The sequence below is a fragment of the Oribacterium sp. KHPX15 genome, from assembly GCF_900107835.1.
Classification (GTDB): Bacteria; Bacillota; Clostridia; order Lachnospirales; family Lachnospiraceae; genus Oribacterium.
On sequence record NZ_FNRG01000015.1, the window covers coordinates 33,597 to 50,730 of the forward strand.

Here is a 17,134-nt window from a genome sequence, read left to right on the forward strand (position 1 = left end):
GAGGCTTTTTCAATGATAGAAGGATTTATAAGGGTTGCCTCCGCAACACCAAAAATAAAGGTTGCGGATGTTTCACATAATAAAGAAGCGATAATCAAAAATATAGAAGAGGCTGAGAAACAGGGAGCAAGGCTTATCGTTTTCCCGGAGCTTGCATTAACGGCATATACCTGTGCGGATCTGTTCCACCAGACGATTCTTATTGATAAAGCAGAAAAAGCACTGGATGAACTTGCGGAAGAAACCAGAGGAAGAGAAATTGTTGTTGTAGTTGGCACCACCTGGTACACAGATCATAAGCTTTATAATGCTGCTGCGTTTATTCACGATGGACGGATTCTTGGGATAGTTCCCAAGAAGAATCTTCCTAATTATGGAGAGTTTTATGAGAGAAGATGGTTCACTCCGGGCAACGAGGATGTGAGATTTTTAAAGCACAGGTCGAAGGCAACCGGAGAGATTTATGAGATCCCCTTCGGTATGAATATACTGCTTGAAGCCGAAGACCTTAAGGATTTTGTTCTTGCAGCTGAGATATGTGAGGATGTATGGGTTCCGGAAACTCCCTCCACAAAGCATGCCCTTGCGGGAGCCACAGTTATTGCCAATACGTCAGCTTCTGACGAAACAGTCGGAAAGGACAGCTACCGCCGGGAGCTTATTCGTTCCACCAGTGCCCGACTTGTGGCGGCTTATATTTATACCAATGCCGGGGACGGTGAGTCAACAACGGACCTTGTTTTCGGAGGACAGGATATCATTGCGGAGAATGGTTCCATAGTTAAAGAAGGAAAGCGTTTTGAGACCGGACTCTACATTGCGGATATCGACCTCCAGAAGCTGGATCAGGAGAGATCAAGAACAACCACATATCCTTCTGTTTCTGAGGAGCTGAGAGAAAAATATGAGATTGTCAGATTCAGCTTTGAACCGGAGAATGTAAATGGTAAAAAAATCGAACCGGTCGAAGCTGATATATCATCAGAGGGACCGGTTCATGAAAGACTTTTTGCAGAGGCTGCCGATCTCATGAGATACGTTGATCCTAAACCCTTTGTGCCGGGAAACCAGCAGGAAAGAACCCGGAGATGTAACGAGATATTCACCATCCAGGCATTGGGTCTCAAGAAGAGACTGGAGCACATTGGCTGCAAAACTGCAGTTATAGGTATTTCGGGAGGTCTTGATTCCACACTTGCACTTCTGGTAACCGCAAGAGCTTTTGATATGCTGGGTTTGCCAAGAGAAAACATTATCTCTGTAACCATGCCGGCCTTCGGAACCACAGACAGGACCTATAACAATGCCGTAACCCTGACAAAGAGACTTAACGCTACCTTGAGGGAGATTAATATCAAGGAATCGGTATTACTTCATTTCAGGGATATCGGACATGACCCTGAGGATCATTCTGTTACTTATGAGAATTCCCAGGCAAGGGAGCGAACCCAGATACTCATGGATATCGCAAATCAGACTGACGGAATAGTTATCGGAACCGGAGATCTCAGCGAGCTTGCTCTCGGATGGGCTACCTATAACGGAGACCACATGTCCATGTATGCGGTTAATGCAGGAGTTCCGAAAACTTTGGTGAGATATCTGGTTAAGTATGTAGCGGATACTTCAGAGGATAAGGCATTAAGCTCATGTCTTTATGATATCTTTGATACACCTGTAAGCCCGGAGCTTCTTCCTCCTACAGGAGACGGAAAGATATCCCAGAAGACAGAGGATCTGGTGGGACCTTATGAGCTCCACGATTTCTTCCTCTATCAGATAATGAGATTCGGTTTCAGTCCGAAAAAGGTTTATATGCTGGCTCTGAAGGCTTTCTCAAAGGAAAACCAGGGTGATTCGGACAATGCTGAGATATACGAAGCAGATGAGATATTCAAATGGTTAAACAAGTTCTACTGGAGATTTTTCTCCCAGCAGTTCAAGAGAAGCTGTCTCCCCGACGGACCAAAGGTTGGTTCTGTGGCGGTTTCACCGAGAGGAGATCTGAGAATGCCAAGTGATGCGGTAGTTGCTCTTTGGATTGAAGAGTTAAAAGAAATGAGGTAATCATGGAAAATATAAAAGATGACAAAAAAGTTCTTGAAAAAAAGGAAGATTTAAATGAATCTGCGGAAATAGAGTTTTTCGATGGCTTTTCCGGATTCGAACCCATACCGGATCAGGATCTGAAAAAAGTAATGGGCGGCCAGGAGATGATCATACCTGAAAGTGTCAGGTTATAAGGATATACCGGATTTTTATGAGATACTTTTCATCAATTGTTATTTCAACAGAGGTGCTTGGTAAAAAATATGGATAAAAAACAGCTCTTTAGAAAGAAAAGTTATGAGCATATCAATTCCCCGGAGAAGCTGGATCAGTTCCTGGATATACCGGGACCCAATACGTGGGCTTTGATAGTGGCATTATTTATAACTATAGGTGCTGCTATCCTGTGGGGAATCTTTGGCAGCGTTCCCGAAACAGTATCTGCCATCGGCATCAGAACCCCAAGGGGTATAACCTGCTTTGTGTCTTCTCAGGAAGCTCATCGTGTGGAACCCGGAATGAAGGTCATAGTAAGTGATGAGAAAAACAGCATTATCGGAACAGTTGATCTTGTTGGCATGAGCGTGTCTTATTACAATGCAGGAGAAGCTGTTAATGCTCCATGGCTGCTTGAAAATAACCTGAAAGACACCGATTGGGTTAGCTCTGTTATCGTAACAGTTGAGGATGAAGATAAAGATAAGCTTGCCATCAATGCCGAACTAAAGGCAAAGGTTGTGGTGGAAGAGAGACCGCCATATAAAATACTGTTTGACTGACTTATGGGAGGCATATGAGTAGGATCAAAAATATTCCTGTAGTTATGATGATGGAAAATACAGAGTGCGGTGCTGCCTGTCTCAATATGATATTGGGATACTACGGGAAATGGGTTTCTCTTGAGCAGGTTCGTCAGGATTGTGCCATAAACAGAGATGGAAGTAATGCTCTGAACCTGGTTTTGGCTGCACGAAATTACGGTCTGGTGGGAGGTGGCTACCGGGCTTCTGTTGATGCGCTCAAAAATGTATCTGTTCCCCTGATACTTCATTGGAATTTCAGTCATTTTGTGGTTTTTTGCGGATTTGACGGGGATAAGGTTGAAATCATAGACCCGGCCATGGGAAAGGTTTATGTTTCCATGGAAGAGTTTGATGTATCCTACACCGGAGTTGTATTGAAGCTTGAACCGGGACCTGAATTTAAAAAGGAAGGTCATCCCGATACGGTTATCCATTTTGTAAGCAGCAGACTGAAAAACTCCCAAAATACATTTTTGGCTGCTGTACTTTTTTCGATTCTGGTGGGACTTGGCGGTCTCATAAGTCCGTTTCTGAACAGAGTATATCTTGATTATATTCTGACGGGTTCAAACGAGGAATGGTTTGTCACAGTTATCGGATTCATGGGATTGATGGCCGGATTCATCGGAATTGCTTCCATTGTGGAAGCTGTATATGGTCTGCAGGTAGAGGCAAAGCTTGGTGTTAACGCCGGAATGAGGTTTATGTGGCACGTACTCCATCTTCCGGTAGAGTTTTTCAAGCAGCGTTATGTGGGAGATGTTGTTCAGAGACAGGAAAGTAACCAGAATATAGCAAGACTTCTTATCAAGAGTCTGGCTCCGATACTTATCGAGGTATGCTTTACCATATTCTATGTGGCAGCCATGCTTCATTATTCGGTAACGCTTACCCTTCTTGGGGTTATGGTGCTGTTTATGAACCTTGTGCTTACCCAGAGAGCAACTTCGGTGGATATAAACAGGAACCGTGCCCAGCTTCAGTATAAGGGCCGCATGGATAATGTAACCATCGCCGGGGTCGAGATGATAGAAACCATAAAAGCCTCGGGAGTAGAGGATGAATATTTTGAAAGATGGGCAGGTCTTCAGGCCAATTTTCTGAATTATGGCAATACCACCCGTGGTGCCCGTCTGGAAGTATATCTGGGATTCCTGAAGGATCTCGCAAACTGGGCGGTTGTTACAGCCGGTGCCTGGTTTATATTAAAGGGCGAGATTACGGTAGGTATGCTTCTTGCCATTCAGGGCTTTCTCGGTAATGTTTCCACCCCGCTACAGAGTCTGATTTCAGTGGGACAACAGTTCCAGGAGCTGGTCAATGCCATCAACAGAGTAGAAGATGTAATGAGATATAAGGCGGATGTTCCGGAAACTTTTGACGAGGAGATGGAAAACGCCGGAATCATTTTAGCTAAATCAAAAACGGATTCAGAGTCGGATGAAGATCAGGATGAAAATCCGGATGATGAGGAGAGGGACTTAAAAAGGGATCATATAGTGGAAAGACTGTTCCAAAATGAGAATCCTGAAAAGTTAAGCGGAGAAATTGAGTTTAAGAATGTGACTTTTGGATACAGTAAACTGTCGGCTCCTTTTATAGAGGATTTCTCCCTGAAGGTTCCTGCAGGCGGCAGTGTTGCATTCGTTGGATATTCAGGCTGTGGAAAGAGCACCATGGCGAAGCTTCTGTCAGGGCTTTATAAACCCTGGTCAGGCGAAATTCTTTATGACGGAACACCTATAGATAATATTCCGAGGGATATATTCACAAGTTCATTGTCAGTTGTGGATCAGGATATAGTTCTTTTTGAGGATGAGATATCTGAAAATATTTCTCTTTGGGACAAATCCATAGAGGACTTTGACATTATCCTTGCCGCAAGAGACGCCCATATCCATGATGAGATCATTTCAAGAGAAGGCGGTTATCATGGTATGATCCGGGAGAATGGAAAGAACTTTTCCGGAGGACAGAGACAGCGTATAGAAATCGCAAGAGTCCTTGCAGAGGATCCGTCCATACTTATACTTGATGAAGCCACCAGCGCACTTGATGCGGAGACCGAATATAAGGTCATGGAGTCCATCAGGGAACGAGGCATTTCCATAATAGTTATTGCCCATCGTCTCTCTACCATCCGTGAGTGTGACGAGATCATCGTTATGGATAAGGGCAAGATCGTTGACAGAGGAACACATGATGAACTTATGGAGAGGGATGGCTTGTATCGCCAGCTTATTATGATGGAGTAAGTAATGGGGCTTCTTGATAATCAGATAAAAACCAGAAGAAAAAATGATAATGATGCCATGGAACGGGCTCTGGGTGAACTCCGTGCGGCGGTCATGGGAGAAGAAGTTTACTTCCAGAGTAAGGGAACAAGGGATGATGCCCTGAAGGAAATTCTCATATACTACGGTGTAAGATATGAAGATCCGCCGAGCATTCTGGACTCCTTTGAAGACCGTATGAATTTTATGCTCAGCCCGACCGGTATCATGAAAAGACATGTCAAGCTTAAAAAGGGATGGTGGATTCATGACGCCAATCCGATACTGGCTTATACCAAAACCGGGGAAGCCATGGCACTTCTTCCGAAGAATTTCGGAGGATACCAGTGGTATGATTATAAAAGCGGAAAATATATCAAAGCCCGTAAAGATAATGTGGATATCTTCACAGGGGAGGCTCTCGTTTTCTACAGGCCCATGCCTATAAAGAAGATGAACCTCATGGATTATTTCAGGTACATAGTGACGGAGATAAGAATTTACAGGATCATTTATTTTATTCTTCTCAGTATGATGGTCAGCCTGATGGGGCTGGTGACGCCGATATTTACCCAATATATATTCAATACCATCATCCCTATGAAAAACGGAAGGGCTCTCATGGTCATAGCGGCCAATTATTTAGGCATTCTTGTTGCGACAATGCTGATAAAACTGAGTAAGAATCTGTCCCTCCGTACCATTCAGAGAAAAGCTGAAATTGCTTCCGAGGGTGGGATCATGGGAAGAGTGCTGAACCTTCCGGTACAGTTCTTTGAGAATCATAATTCCGGAGAGATGCAGAGAAGAATCATGGCAGGAAAGGAGATCGTTGAAAAGGCCACAAACATTGCTCTTGCTGCCATAGTCGGGGCTGTTCTTGCCGTTGCATATCTTATTGAAATTATGATAATGGTGCCTCAGCTTTTTCCTGTTACTATGGCCATAGTTGCCATACAGATTTTTTTCTTTGTTGTCATCGCCTGGATACAGCAGGACTGGAATTTTACTCTTCTGGAGGTCAAGTCCAAGATAAACGGACTTACCTATCAGCTTTTTTCGGGAATACAGAAAATAAAGCTTGCAGGTGCCGAGAAAAGGGCATTTGCCAAGTGGGCGAAGCTTTTCAAAGAGGAGTCTGACTGTAATTACAATGCTCCCACCATAACAACTCTTCCCGTAGTTCTTGAAGAGTTTATCGTTCTTGCGGGTACAGTGGTGCTTTGTGTGATTGCAGTGGAAAAGAATCTGAGTGAAGCTGATTTTATGGCTTTTTCTTCGGCGTTTACATTGTTCCAGGCGGCCTTTTCTGCTTTGATCTCCGTTGAGGGAGAGATTTGTATGATCAAGCCTTTGTCCAGAGAGCTGATGCCTATTCTTGAAGCTGTTCCTGAAGTAGGAGAAAGTAAAAAGCCTATTCCACGTATGACAGGCGGAATAGAGCTTAGTAACGTAAGCTTCAGATACTCCGAAGAAGGCCCCATGGTTCTTAAGGGCATTAATTTAAAGATACAGCCTGGACAGTATGTGGCCATAGTCGGACATACGGGATGCGGCAAGAGCACCCTTATGCGTCTTCTTCTCGGATTCGAGACTCCCACTGAGGGCGGAATCTATTATGACGGAAGAGATCTGGACTCCATTGACTTAAAGAGACTGCGCAGAAATATCGGAGTTGTGCTTCAGAATGCACATCTTTTCGCAGGTACGATTTTTTCCAATATTTCCATCGCCTGTCCGGGACTTACCATGAAGGAAGCCTGGAAGGCGGCAGAAATGGCTGATATAGCAGATGATATCAGGGCTATGCCGCTGGGAATGCAGACCATGATCTCCGAGAGCGGCGGTACCATATCAGGTGGTCAGAGACAGAGGCTGATGATAGCGCAGGCTATAGCCTGCAAGCCTAAGATTCTTATGTTTGATGAGGCAACCAGTGCTCTGGATAATATTTCCCAGGATCAGATAGCAGAGTCACTTTCAGTGCTTAAGTGTACCCGTATTGTGATCGCTCACAGGTTAAGTACGATAAAAAAATGCAATAGAATAATAGTGCTTGACGGCGGGCAGATAGTTGAAGACGGCAAGTATGAAGAGCTTATGGAAAAAGGAGGACTTTTTTCAGAACTTATCAGACGTCAGCAGGTAGATATCTGATCCGGTCAGGAAATAATATTATTTTTATAAAACAGTTGAAAAAGTCTAAATGGTGAGCAATATTTATAGTGCACACCCTTTAGACTTTTTCTTTTAATATGGCATAAGTCATTCATCGAGTGGGCAGATAGGGGAATCATTGGAGAAGATCATATCTACCGGTAATAAACTGGTAAAAGAGGTTAGGGAACTTGAAAAGAAGGCAAAGCTGAGACGGGAAACAGGTCTCTTTGTAGCCGAAGGCGAGAGGCTTTGCAGTGAGATCCCTGCAGATTCCATAGTTCGTATATTTGTCACTCCGGATTATCATGGACGAATGCCAGAGGGTTTAGTGTGGGATAAAGTTAAAAGTACGTATGCAAGAGCCGGAGGAGATATCGCTGTATATCAGGTGTCAAAGCAGATCATGGAATTCATGTCGGACACAAAAACAAGTCAGGGCATACTTGCTATCGTAAAACAGAAACATTACAAATCTTTATCCGGAGATTTCTTTATCATCCTTGATACCCTGCAGGATCCCGGAAACATGGGAACCATATTCAGAACAGCTGAGGCTGCGGGAGTAAAAGGAATAATCATGAATCGGAACTGTGTCGATATTTATTCACCCAAGGTTGTCAGAGCTACAATGGGGGCAATGTTCAGGATGCCTTTCATTATATGTGAGGACCTTTCCGCCGAAATAATAAGAATGAAGGATAAAGGCATAGCTATTTATGCTGCACACCTTAAGGGCGAGAAAAACCACTGGGAATTCGATTACAGTAAACCTGTTGCGTTCATGATAGGAAACGAAGGCAATGGTCTCAGTGAAGAGATCGCATCACTGTCGGATGCATATATGCGTATTCCGATGATGGGAAAAACCGAGTCATTAAATGCAGCTGTTGCAGCAACTGTACTGATGTATGAAACGGTAAGGCAGCGCATGAACAGATGACAGTGTAGAAAGGGGAGGATATTATGGCAGATTTAACCGGAAGAGATTTTCTAAAGCTTCTTGACTATTCACCGGAGGAGATAAATTATCTTCTCGATATTGCAGCGCGTTTAAAGGCTGAAAAAAAGGCAGGTCCGGTAAACGGACAGCCGATGCATAAGACAAGCTTTGAGGGAAAGAATATTGCATTGATCTTTGAGAAGGATTCCACCAGAACCAGATGTTCCTTTGAAGTTGCGGCTTCAGATCTCGGAATGGGATCTACTTATCTGGGCCCCACCGGTTCACAGATAGGAAAAAAGGAATCTATTGCAGATACAGCCAGAGTTCTGTCAAGAATGTATGATGGAATCGAGTACCGTGGCTTTGATCAGAGTATCGTGGAGGAACTTGCAAAGTACAGTGATGTTCCGGTTTGGAACGGACTTACCAATGAATTCCACCCGACTCAGATGCTTGCGGATATGCTCACCATACGTGAGCACAAAGGAGAGCTCAAGGGATTGAAGCTGGTTTATATGGGTGATGCCAGATACAATATGGGAGATTCCTATATGGTAACCTGTGCAAAGCTTGGAATGCATTTCGTAGCCTGTGCTCCCGAAGAGTACTGGCCTAACAAGGAACTTATAGAGACCTGCAGAGAGATAGCATCAAAGAACGGGGCAGTGCTTGAGTTCACAGAAGACGTTAAAACGGCATGTACAGATGCTGATGTTATATGCACGGACGTATGGGTATCCATGGGCGAGTCGGATGAAGTTTGGGAAAAGAGAATACATGATCTCAGTCCATATCAGGTTAATGCAAAGGCATTTTCCTATGCAAAGAAAGATGCTGTATTCCTTCATTGTCTGCCATCGTTCCATGATACAAATACAAAGATCGGTAAGGATATTTATGAGAAATACGGTCTTAAGGAAATGGAAGTGACAAACGAAGTCTTTGAGTCAGACCACAGCGTGGTTTTTGACGAGGCAGAAAACCGTATGCATACTATCAAAGCAGTTATTTACACTACACTTGGCGGAAAGTAAGAGGTGCAGATGGCAAAAATAAATACTGTATCAAGAGGTACTGCAAAGAATATCGATCTCATACATATCGTTCTTGGGATAGTGATCGTTGTTATGTCAGTTATGGCTTTCACAAATCCTGTCGATAATATGGTATTGTTTCCTTTGATATTTTTTGCTGCGGCCGCACTTAAGATAATTTGCGGAGTTACGGTAGTTTCAAGATATGATACCGAACATGACAAGAAGCAGCGTTTTCGTGGTTCGCTTCAGATTGTCGCGGGAATGATCATTTTTGGAATAGGAATCATTTCGGCAGTATCTATTTGGTTTTAAACAGAATAATGATCAAAGGATTTTCGGATGTTTAAACCATAAAAAGGAGTAAAGATGGCTAATAAAAAGGGTGTTGGTGAAAATGCTTCAAAGGCTTCTGACAAGAAGGAGCTTAGCAAAGAGGAACTTGTAAAAAAGATAGAGCTGCTGTGTAAAAAGGGCAAGAGCAATAAAAACTCAATCGATCAGTCCGACATAAATGAGATGTTCGCATCAGATGATATAACTGAGGAACAGATGGAGAATATCGGTCGTCTCATAGAAAACCGTGGCATCGAGATCAATCCAATCGTTGATGAATCTGTTTTGAAGGGAATGGAAACAGGAGTTCTTCTCGGTGATGCAGATGATGATATCGAACCCATAGATGATGAGCTTGAAAAAGAAGAAGAGGAAAATGTAGATCTGGATGCTGTCAATCTGCTTGAAGGTATAGGTACTGAAGATCCTGTACGTATGTATCTCAAGGAAATCGGAACAGTTCCGCTTCTTACGGCTGAGGAAGAGTATAGTCTTGCTACGCGTAAGGCTAACGGAGATGAGGATGCAAAGCAGCGTCTTATCGAGGCAAACCTTCGTCTGGTGGTATCCATTGCAAAGAGATATACAGGCAGAGGCATGAGCTTCCTGGATCTGGTTCAGGAAGGAAATCTGGGACTTATCAAGGGTGTTGAGAAGTTTGATCCGGAAAAAGGTTTTAAATTGTCTACATATGCAACCTGGTGGATCAGACAGTCTGTAACCAGAGCTTTAGCGGATCAGGCCAGAACTATCCGTGTGCCGGTTCACATGGTAGAGACAATAAACAAGATGTCAAAGATGCAGCGTAAACTTACACTGGAACTTGGATACGAGCCAAGTGTTAAGGAGCTTGCAGAGCATCTTGATATGACTGAGGAGAAGGTTCAGGAGATCATGCAAATCGCCAGAGAACCGGCTTCTCTTGAGACACCTATTGGTGAAGAGGATGACTCAAATCTCGGAGATTTTGTTGCAGATTCCAATATCGTATCTCCTGAGGGAAATGTTGAATCCGTAATGCTGAGAGAGCATATCGATTCACTTCTCGAGGACCTCAAAGAACGTGAACGTCAGGTTATAGTCCTCAGATTCGGACTTGAGGACGGTCATCCGAGAACTCTGGAAGAGGTAGGCAAGGAGTTCAATGTTACCCGTGAGCGTATCCGTCAGATCGAGGCGAAGGCTCTTCGTAAACTCAGGAATCCTGTCCGTTCAAAGCGGATCAGAGATTTCCTTCAGTGATAAATGATTTGATTGTTAAAGACAGGTAGCCGGCTTTGATGCCGGCTATCTTTTTCACATGGTATCCACCGGGGACGGTTCTCGCCGGCGAGAACCGTCCCCGGTGGATAAATCCGAATAAATATGAGTTGTGAAAGGAAGATAATGGAGTATATAAAGCCGGAACCAAATACAAAAAATTATAAAATGCTTTTGGACAAGATCATTGAGTCATGGCAGAAGGATCCTGAAAAAAAGGGGAGAAGGCCAAGACTGCTCCTTCATAGCTGCTGTGCGCCTTGTTCCAGCGCTGTTCTGGATCATATGTGCAAATATTTTGACATTACCCTTTTTTACTATAATCCCAATATTTCTACAAAAACGGAGTTCGAACACAGAGTATCTGAGCTGAAAAGACTCACACATGAGATGGGGATAGACATGGAAAGGACTGATGAAGACGGAAATATGCTGGGAAAAGTTTCCGTGGTGGTTCCTGAGTATGATCATAAGGAATTCCTGGAAATCGCCCGGGGACACGAAAAAGATCCGGAACGCGGAGAGAGATGCCACCTGTGTTATCGTCAGAGACTGGAGAAAACCGCAGCATATATGGATGCCGTAAGAGATGGTGCCGAGTCCGGTAATGAATCCGGTGAAATGCCCTATGATTATTTCTGTACAACCCTTACTATTTCTCCGATGAAATCAGCGGAGATCCTTAACAGGATTGGTGAAGAGGTGGGTACAAACCATGGAGAAGCATTTCTTCCTTCGGATTTCAAAAAAAATGGTGGATATCAAAAGTCCATCGAACTGTCCCGGGAGTATGATCTATACAGGCAGGATTTCTGCGGCTGTGAATTTTCCAAAGCTGCCAGCGAAAAAGAACGGGAAGAACGTATGGCGTTTAGAGATAAATAGAGTTATAATCAACCCGTTAAATTTATTTCTTTTACCCGAAATAATAATTTTTAGGAAGAGGATTACAAATGGTATCAGGAGAAGTAACCGTAGTTAATGAGTCAGGATTACATCTTAGACCTGCAGGAGTTTTGACACAGACCAGTATAAAGTATAAGAGTAATATCTACTTATACAATGGCGATCGCAAGATAGTTGCCAAGTCTGTTCTTAACGTAATGGCTGCAGGAGTCAAGCAGGGCGCACACTTAAGAGTAGAGTGTGAAGGACCTGATGAGGAAGAAGCTCTGGAAGCAATTATAAATGCTATTTCTTCGGGGTTGGGCGAAGGAACAGAGTTTAACAGTGAGGATAGAGTATTTTGAGAGATTTCATCAGATGATTCTGATGTTATAGATAGATTAGACTGAAGTTTTTTTAAAATGAATATTGGTTAGTGAGCGGATGACTGACACTTTGTAAGGGGTGCGGCTGTCTGATTTGCAAAAGCGCGGTCGGGAGGAGACTCCCGGCCGCGTTCTATTTAGAAGAGCCATTGTGGACGGTTCTCACCGGCGAGAACCGTCCACAATGGCTCTTGGATCGTTATTTATATTGCTTCAATTGCTTTTATTGCTTCTTTCATTTCAGGAAGGTCGATGGCCTCAACAGCACCGGCATCCATATATGCTGAATTTTTGGGATCCATAGGAAGCTTTGCGAGAACTTTGAGACCGTGCTCTGCAGCAACTTCATCTATATGGCTCTCACCGAAAACGTGTATTTCTTCGCCGCAGTGAGGGCATTTTAAGTAGGACATATTCTCGATGAGACCCACGATAGGAACATTCATCTTTGCAGCCATATTAACTGCCTTTGTAACGATCATGGATACAAGCTCCTGAGGAGATGTTACAATGATGATTCCGTCAATAGGAAGAGACTGGAATACTGTAAGAGGTACATCACCTGTTCCGGGCGGCATATCTACGAACATGAACTCGATATCCTTCCAGTTGACTTCAGACCAGAACTGTTTAACAGCCTGAGCTATAAGAGAACCTCTCCAGATGATGGGATCGGTTTCGTTTTCAAGAAGAAGGTTAGCGGAGATGATCTCGATTCCGTTTGCTGACTTGTCAGGAATCATAAGCTTTCCGTCTATGGTCATACCTACTCCGTCATTTGATAATCCGAAGGCTTTCGGAATAGATGGGCCGGTAATGTCCGCATCAAGTATTGCGGTTTTATAACCGTCCTTATTTGTGCCGGAAGCAAGAAGAGAGGTTACGGTTGACTTGCCGACTCCGCCTTTTCCGGAAACTATTCCGATAACTTTCTTTACACTGCAGCCTTCTGCAAGCTTTGCTTTGAAGTCAGGTGTGCCACCGTTACGAGAGGGACAATCCGTTCCGCAGGAGCTGCAGTTGGAATTGCAGGATCCCGGTGTCTGGTTTTCTAATTCTGCCATATATATTAACTCCTTTCGGCACCAGTTTACTTAGTGTTCATCGGTGCTTTTGAATCATTAGCGTAATCAGTTCTGACAGCGCTTAATATAGGATTTTACCATAGAAAAAGACCATCGTCCATGAAACGATGGTCTTTAGATTGTATTAAATGATATAAGTGTTATGGATTTTACAGTCCTGTTCAAAGCCTTTCGAAAGAATCCTATGGCTTTATGTGAATGATCGTTAATCCAGAATACTAAGGAATGCATCCAGAGATTTTGAAGTATTTCCTGAATTGAATACAAATCCGATGTTTCTGGAAGGAATCGGAAGCTGGAGAGGAATCTCCACAAGTGAACCTTCATCAAGCTCCTTCTGTACAAATTCACGTACAACACAGCTTACACCGATGCCGATTTTTGCAAACTCGATAAGGAGATCCATAGTAGTTACTTCGAGGATCTGAGCCGGATCAATGTTCATGGCCTTAAAGTAGTCATCGATATGGCGTCTTGTCATATTATTCTGATCCAGCAGCATGAGGTTTGCTTCTTCAAATACATTAAAATCGGGTCCGCAGATGGATCTCAAATTCTCCATATATCCCGGAGTAGCAACAAATACGTCATGAATCTGTCTTGAGTTAACAAAACGGATTTCCGGACGTCTGCTCTTAGGCTCTGCTGTAAGACCTACGTCTATCTTTTTAGCCTCAATGAGGTTAAGAGTCTGGGCAGTGGCCTGTGTGTTGATGGATACACGGATATTTGGAAACTGCTCCATAAATTTCTGCAGATAGGGGAGAAGGATGTAACGGCAAAGAGTTGTGGAAACGCCAAGCTGGATATGTCCAATGTTGAATTCCTTCATTCGCTTGAGCTCAACTTCTGCGTTATTGATATTATCAAAGGCATCCTTTATGTATTTATAGAGGATCTGACCTTCTTCGGTTAAGGTGACACCTCTTGAATTACGGTTAAATAACTTGGTATCCAATCCGTCTTCAAGCTTGACTATTGACTTTGAAATTGCCGGCTGTGAAATGTAAAGTTTCTTTGCTGCTTTGGAAATGTTTCCGCAAGTTGCAACTTCGTAGAATATTTTGTAGCCTGATAAATTCTGATCCATCTGATGTACCTTCTTTCCTTGGGAGCATATGTCTACAATCCTAGCTAATGAATCTTTGAAGAGATGTCGATATTCCTCTTGCAAATCAAATTTATGAGTACTATAACATATCTTCACGCCATAACACAAGATTATTTATGATAGATATTAGTATAACTTTTGAATGTTTTGGAGAAAAAACCACGAAAGAAAATAACTAAAAAGCATAATACACATCAAAAACATATATTAGAATTATAGAAAGGCTGATGTTATAGTTGATTTAAAAGAATGCGCGGTAAACAATCATATATAGGAGCTGATCAGATCTGCATCTGTATGTCAGAGATAAACGGCGAAAAACATGCATTTATAGATGAGGAGGAGAAAAACCAGTATGGGAAAAATTTTCAAATACGGAAAGGATGTAGATACCGACCAGATCATTGCGTCCCAGTATCTTTTGTATCCGACTATTGAAGAGATGAAAACACATACCTTTGAGTCTCTTGACGGAGATTTCATCAAAGAGGTGCAACCGGGAGATTTTATAGTTGCGGATGAGAATTTCGGATGCGGATCCTCAAGAGAGCAGGCACCGGCGGTGCTTAAGGCCTGTGGAATAAAAGCAGTACTGGCAAAGTCATTTGCACGTATTTTCTATCGTAACTCCATAAATCTGGGTGTGCCGGTAATAGTTTGCAGCGATGTTTATGACCATGTTGAACGTGGGGATGAAATGGAACTCAATATGGAAGAGGGCTATGTTTCCGTTAACGGAGAGAAATATGCCTGCACCAGGGTTCCTTCATATATGAAGAATATACTGGATCAGGGCGGACTTCTGGCATCACTGGAGGGATGATATGGGAATGACTATAGCTGAAAAGATAATCGCAAGAGCAGCAAAAGCTTCGGAGGCTCATGCGGGCAATATATATGTGGTGGAGCTGGACCATCTCATGAGTAATGACGGAACCACTCATCTTACCATAGATATGTACAACAAGTTGAAGAATAAACAAATATATGACAAGTCAAAGCTTGTATGGATAGTGGATCACAATGTTCCCTGCGACAGCCCAAAGACAGCGGCTTCACAGAAGAAAATGCGTGATTTTGCAAAGGAAAACGGCATTACCTTCCATGAGGGAGACGGAATCTGCCATGAGCTTATGATCGAGAAGTACATAAATCCCAAGGAGCTTATTTTTGGCGCGGACAGCCATACCTGCTCCTATGGAGAGCTTGGAGCTTTCGGGACAGGCGTCGGATGTACAGACTATCTCTATGCAATGGTTACCGGAAAGTCATGGGTTCTCTGTCCCGAGACCTTACGGTTTAACTTCACGGGAGCTCTTCAGAACGGTGCCACCGCAAGGGATCTCATTCTCACCATCATCGGTCGTATCGGTGCCAATGGTGCTAACTACAAGGCTATGGAGTTTGCAGGTCCGGGTATGAAGAACCTTACCATGTCGGACAGAATCTGTATCTGCAATCTCTGTGTTGAGGCGGGGGCCAAGACAGCGCTCATGGAAGTTGACGATATCGCAAAGGCATATCTTAAAGAGCATGGCCGTGAGGCGGCAGACGGTTTCGTAAGTGATGAGGATGCTGTATTTGAGAAGGTCTATGACATTGACCTTTCGGAGATAGTTCCGGTGGTTGCAAAGCCTCATTTTGTGGATAATGTTTCTCCCGTGTCAGAGGTGGAGGATGTTAAGATCAATGAAGCCTTCTTAGGTTCCTGCAATAACGGACGTATAGAGGATCTGAGACTGGGAGCTTCCATCATAAAAGGAAAGAAAGTGGCAGAGGGTGTGAGATTCCTGGTATCTCCCGCAAGCCGTGATGTTTATGACCGGGCTATGGCAGAGGGAATCATTGAGACCTTTATGGACGCAGGCGCCATCGTGGTAAATCCTAACTGCAGTGTCTGCTGGGGAAGCTGTCAGGGAGTTATCGGTGAAGGCGAGGTTCTCATCAGCACCGGAACCCGTAACTTTAAGGGAAGAGCCGGAGACAAGAATTCCTTTGTATATCTTGGATCGGCAGCTACTGTTACGGCATCTGCCATTGCGGGAAAGATAGCCAGGGCAGATAAGGTTTGAAATATAAGGTTGTGATTTGACGAGGTATATAGTCAGACCTGTCTTCAGTGCTGATTATATCTGCTTCTGTATGTCAGATATAGACGGCTGAAAATATGCGCTTATAGATGATATAAGGTTTTCTGACAGATTTGTATATAGTTTAGTTATGAATTGATATGGTTATCAAGGATTTGAATACCCGGGGTATAGGCGGTATCTCTGAATCCTGATTGCTATTAAAAAATGGAGGTTTTGAATGGCTTCATTTACAGGGAAAGTTTTTATTCTCGGGGATGACATTGATACAGATATCATCATCCCAACAGAATATCTTGCATTGAAAACTATAGAGGATATGAGGCCCTACGGATTCTATCCTTTGAGACCGGAGCTGCCGTCTCTTATAAAACCCGGAGATATCATTGTTGCCGGAAATAATTTTGGCTGCGGTTCTTCAAGAGAGCAGGCACCGGAAGTCATAAAGGCATTGGGTGTGAGCTGTGTTATCGCAAAATCCTTTGCCAGAATCTTCTATAGAAATTCCATCAATAACGGGCTGCTTCTTATAGAAAACAGCGATATACAGGACAAGATAAAAGAAGGTGATGAGCTTACCGTGAATCCGGGCCAGGATCTGGTTCTTAACGGGGAGTCCTACAAGATAGGCTCACTGCCGGAAAACCTTATGGATATCCTGAAGGAAGGCGGACTTGTAAACGCCATGAAGAAGAGAAATGGGGTTATATAAGGAGGAA

General features: G+C 43.4%; 16 protein-coding genes. 14 read left to right on the forward strand and 2 right to left on the reverse strand.

What is annotated here, in order from left to right; translation table 11 throughout:
* Positions 1-12 precede the first annotated feature (12 nt).
* From BLV86_RS10170 to BLV86_RS10215, 11 genes are all read left to right on the forward strand, one after another.
* A complete protein-coding gene (locus tag BLV86_RS10170) occupies positions 13-2,067 on the forward strand; it encodes an NAD(+) synthase (protein ID WP_090816811.1) in 2,055 nt (684 codons plus the stop codon).
* 2 nt (positions 2,068-2,069) lie between these two features.
* Positions 2,070-2,243 (forward strand): hypothetical protein, encoded by a 174-nt coding sequence (locus tag BLV86_RS17825; RefSeq protein WP_155991385.1) that lies wholly within the window; start codon positions 2,070-2,072, stop codon positions 2,241-2,243.
* Positions 2,244-2,312: 69 nt separating this feature from the next.
* Complete coding sequence (locus tag BLV86_RS10175) at positions 2,313-2,828, forward strand: hypothetical protein (RefSeq protein WP_090816814.1); 516 nt, start codon at positions 2,313-2,315, stop codon at positions 2,826-2,828.
* Positions 2,829-2,842: 14 nt separating this feature from the next.
* Complete coding sequence (locus BLV86_RS10180; protein ID WP_090816817.1) at positions 2,843-5,107, forward strand: NHLP family bacteriocin export ABC transporter peptidase/permease/ATPase subunit; 2,265 nt, start codon at positions 2,843-2,845, stop codon at positions 5,105-5,107.
* 3 nt (positions 5,108-5,110) lie between these two features.
* Positions 5,111-7,282, forward strand: a complete 2,172-nt coding sequence (locus tag BLV86_RS10185; protein ID WP_090816819.1) for an ATP-binding cassette domain-containing protein — start codon at positions 5,111-5,113, stop codon at positions 7,280-7,282.
* 139 nt (positions 7,283-7,421) lie between these two features.
* Positions 7,422-8,225, forward strand: a complete 804-nt coding sequence (locus BLV86_RS10190) for a TrmH family RNA methyltransferase (RefSeq protein ID WP_090816823.1) — start codon at positions 7,422-7,424, stop codon at positions 8,223-8,225.
* A gap of 23 nt (positions 8,226-8,248) precedes the next feature.
* The gene (argF, locus tag BLV86_RS10195; RefSeq protein WP_090816826.1) at positions 8,249-9,262 is read left to right on the forward strand and encodes an ornithine carbamoyltransferase; all 1,014 of its coding nucleotides are present in this window, start codon (positions 8,249-8,251) and stop codon (positions 9,260-9,262) included.
* A gap of 9 nt (positions 9,263-9,271) precedes the next feature.
* Complete coding sequence (locus BLV86_RS10200) at positions 9,272-9,577, forward strand: DUF6637 family protein (RefSeq protein ID WP_044916774.1); 306 nt, start codon at positions 9,272-9,274, stop codon at positions 9,575-9,577.
* 54 nt (positions 9,578-9,631) lie between these two features.
* A complete protein-coding gene (rpoD, locus tag BLV86_RS10205) occupies positions 9,632-10,840 on the forward strand; it encodes an RNA polymerase sigma factor RpoD (protein ID WP_044916772.1) in 1,209 nt (402 codons plus the stop codon).
* Positions 10,841-10,984: 144 nt separating this feature from the next.
* Positions 10,985-11,743, forward strand: coding sequence for an epoxyqueuosine reductase QueH (locus BLV86_RS10210; RefSeq protein WP_175456502.1), 759 nt, complete (start codon positions 10,985-10,987; stop codon positions 11,741-11,743).
* Positions 11,744-11,811: 68 nt separating this feature from the next.
* Positions 11,812-12,108, forward strand: coding sequence for an HPr family phosphocarrier protein (locus BLV86_RS10215; RefSeq protein ID WP_031552274.1), 297 nt, complete (start codon positions 11,812-11,814; stop codon positions 12,106-12,108).
* A gap of 224 nt (positions 12,109-12,332) precedes the next feature.
* On the opposite strand, the gene BLV86_RS10220 is transcribed toward BLV86_RS10215, so the two are convergent.
* Positions 12,333-13,193, reverse strand: a complete 861-nt coding sequence (locus tag BLV86_RS10220) for an Mrp/NBP35 family ATP-binding protein (RefSeq protein WP_090816833.1) — start codon at positions 13,191-13,193, stop codon at positions 12,333-12,335.
* Between the two features lie 226 nt (positions 13,194-13,419).
* The gene (locus BLV86_RS10225; RefSeq protein ID WP_090816836.1) at positions 13,420-14,304 is read right to left on the reverse strand and encodes a LysR family transcriptional regulator; all 885 of its coding nucleotides are present in this window, start codon (positions 14,302-14,304) and stop codon (positions 13,420-13,422) included.
* A 376-nt stretch (positions 14,305-14,680) separates the two neighbouring features.
* On the opposite strand from BLV86_RS10225, the gene BLV86_RS10230 reads away from it, so the two are divergent.
* The 3 genes from BLV86_RS10230 to BLV86_RS10240 all read left to right on the forward strand — a co-directional run bounded on the left by BLV86_RS10230 (position 14,681) and on the right by BLV86_RS10240 (position 17,127).
* Positions 14,681-15,148 (forward strand): LeuD/DmdB family oxidoreductase small subunit, encoded by a 468-nt coding sequence (locus BLV86_RS10230; protein WP_090816840.1) that lies wholly within the window; start codon positions 14,681-14,683, stop codon positions 15,146-15,148.
* Position 15,149: 1 nt separating this feature from the next.
* Positions 15,150-16,397 carry a 3-isopropylmalate dehydratase large subunit gene (locus tag BLV86_RS10235; RefSeq protein WP_090816843.1) on the forward strand — a complete coding sequence of 416 codons (1,248 nt, stop codon included), beginning with the start codon at positions 15,150-15,152 and terminating at the stop codon, positions 16,395-16,397.
* 238 nt (positions 16,398-16,635) lie between these two features.
* Positions 16,636-17,127: a LeuD/DmdB family oxidoreductase small subunit gene (locus BLV86_RS10240; protein ID WP_090816846.1), complete on the forward strand. Its 492-nt coding sequence runs from the start codon at positions 16,636-16,638 to the stop codon at positions 17,125-17,127.
* Positions 17,128-17,134 lie beyond the last annotated feature (7 nt).

Excerpts from the sequence above, each read along its gene's own strand:
- BLV86_RS10185 (WP_090816819.1), top strand. The coding sequence starts at position 5,111 with ATGGGGCTTCTTGATAATCAGATAAAAACCAGAAGAAAAAATGATAAT.
- BLV86_RS10240 (WP_090816846.1), top strand. The coding sequence starts at position 16,636 with ATGGCTTCATTTACAGGGAAAGTTTTTATTCTCGGGGATGACATTGAT.
- BLV86_RS10210 (WP_175456502.1), top strand. The coding sequence starts at position 10,985 with ATGGAGTATATAAAGCCGGAACCAAATACAAAAAATTATAAAATGCTT.
- argF (WP_090816826.1), top strand. The coding sequence starts at position 8,249 with ATGGCAGATTTAACCGGAAGAGATTTTCTAAAGCTTCTTGACTATTCA.
- rpoD (WP_044916772.1), top strand. The coding sequence starts at position 9,632 with ATGGCTAATAAAAAGGGTGTTGGTGAAAATGCTTCAAAGGCTTCTGAC.
- BLV86_RS10200 (WP_044916774.1), top strand. The coding sequence starts at position 9,272 with ATGGCAAAAATAAATACTGTATCAAGAGGTACTGCAAAGAATATCGAT.
- BLV86_RS10180 (WP_090816817.1), top strand. The coding sequence starts at position 2,843 with ATGAGTAGGATCAAAAATATTCCTGTAGTTATGATGATGGAAAATACA.
- BLV86_RS10170 (WP_090816811.1), top strand. The coding sequence starts at position 13 with ATGATAGAAGGATTTATAAGGGTTGCCTCCGCAACACCAAAAATAAAG.
- BLV86_RS10230 (WP_090816840.1), top strand. The coding sequence starts at position 14,681 with ATGGGAAAAATTTTCAAATACGGAAAGGATGTAGATACCGACCAGATC.
- BLV86_RS10235 (WP_090816843.1), top strand. The coding sequence starts at position 15,150 with ATGGGAATGACTATAGCTGAAAAGATAATCGCAAGAGCAGCAAAAGCT.
- BLV86_RS10225 (WP_090816836.1), bottom strand. The coding sequence starts at position 14,304 with ATGGATCAGAATTTATCAGGCTACAAAATATTCTACGAAGTTGCAACT.
- BLV86_RS10175 (WP_090816814.1), top strand. The coding sequence starts at position 2,313 with ATGGATAAAAAACAGCTCTTTAGAAAGAAAAGTTATGAGCATATCAAT.
- BLV86_RS17825 (WP_155991385.1), top strand. The coding sequence starts at position 2,070 with ATGGAAAATATAAAAGATGACAAAAAAGTTCTTGAAAAAAAGGAAGAT.
- BLV86_RS10220 (WP_090816833.1), bottom strand. The coding sequence starts at position 13,193 with ATGGCAGAATTAGAAAACCAGACACCGGGATCCTGCAATTCCAACTGC.
- BLV86_RS10215 (WP_031552274.1), top strand. The coding sequence starts at position 11,812 with ATGGTATCAGGAGAAGTAACCGTAGTTAATGAGTCAGGATTACATCTT.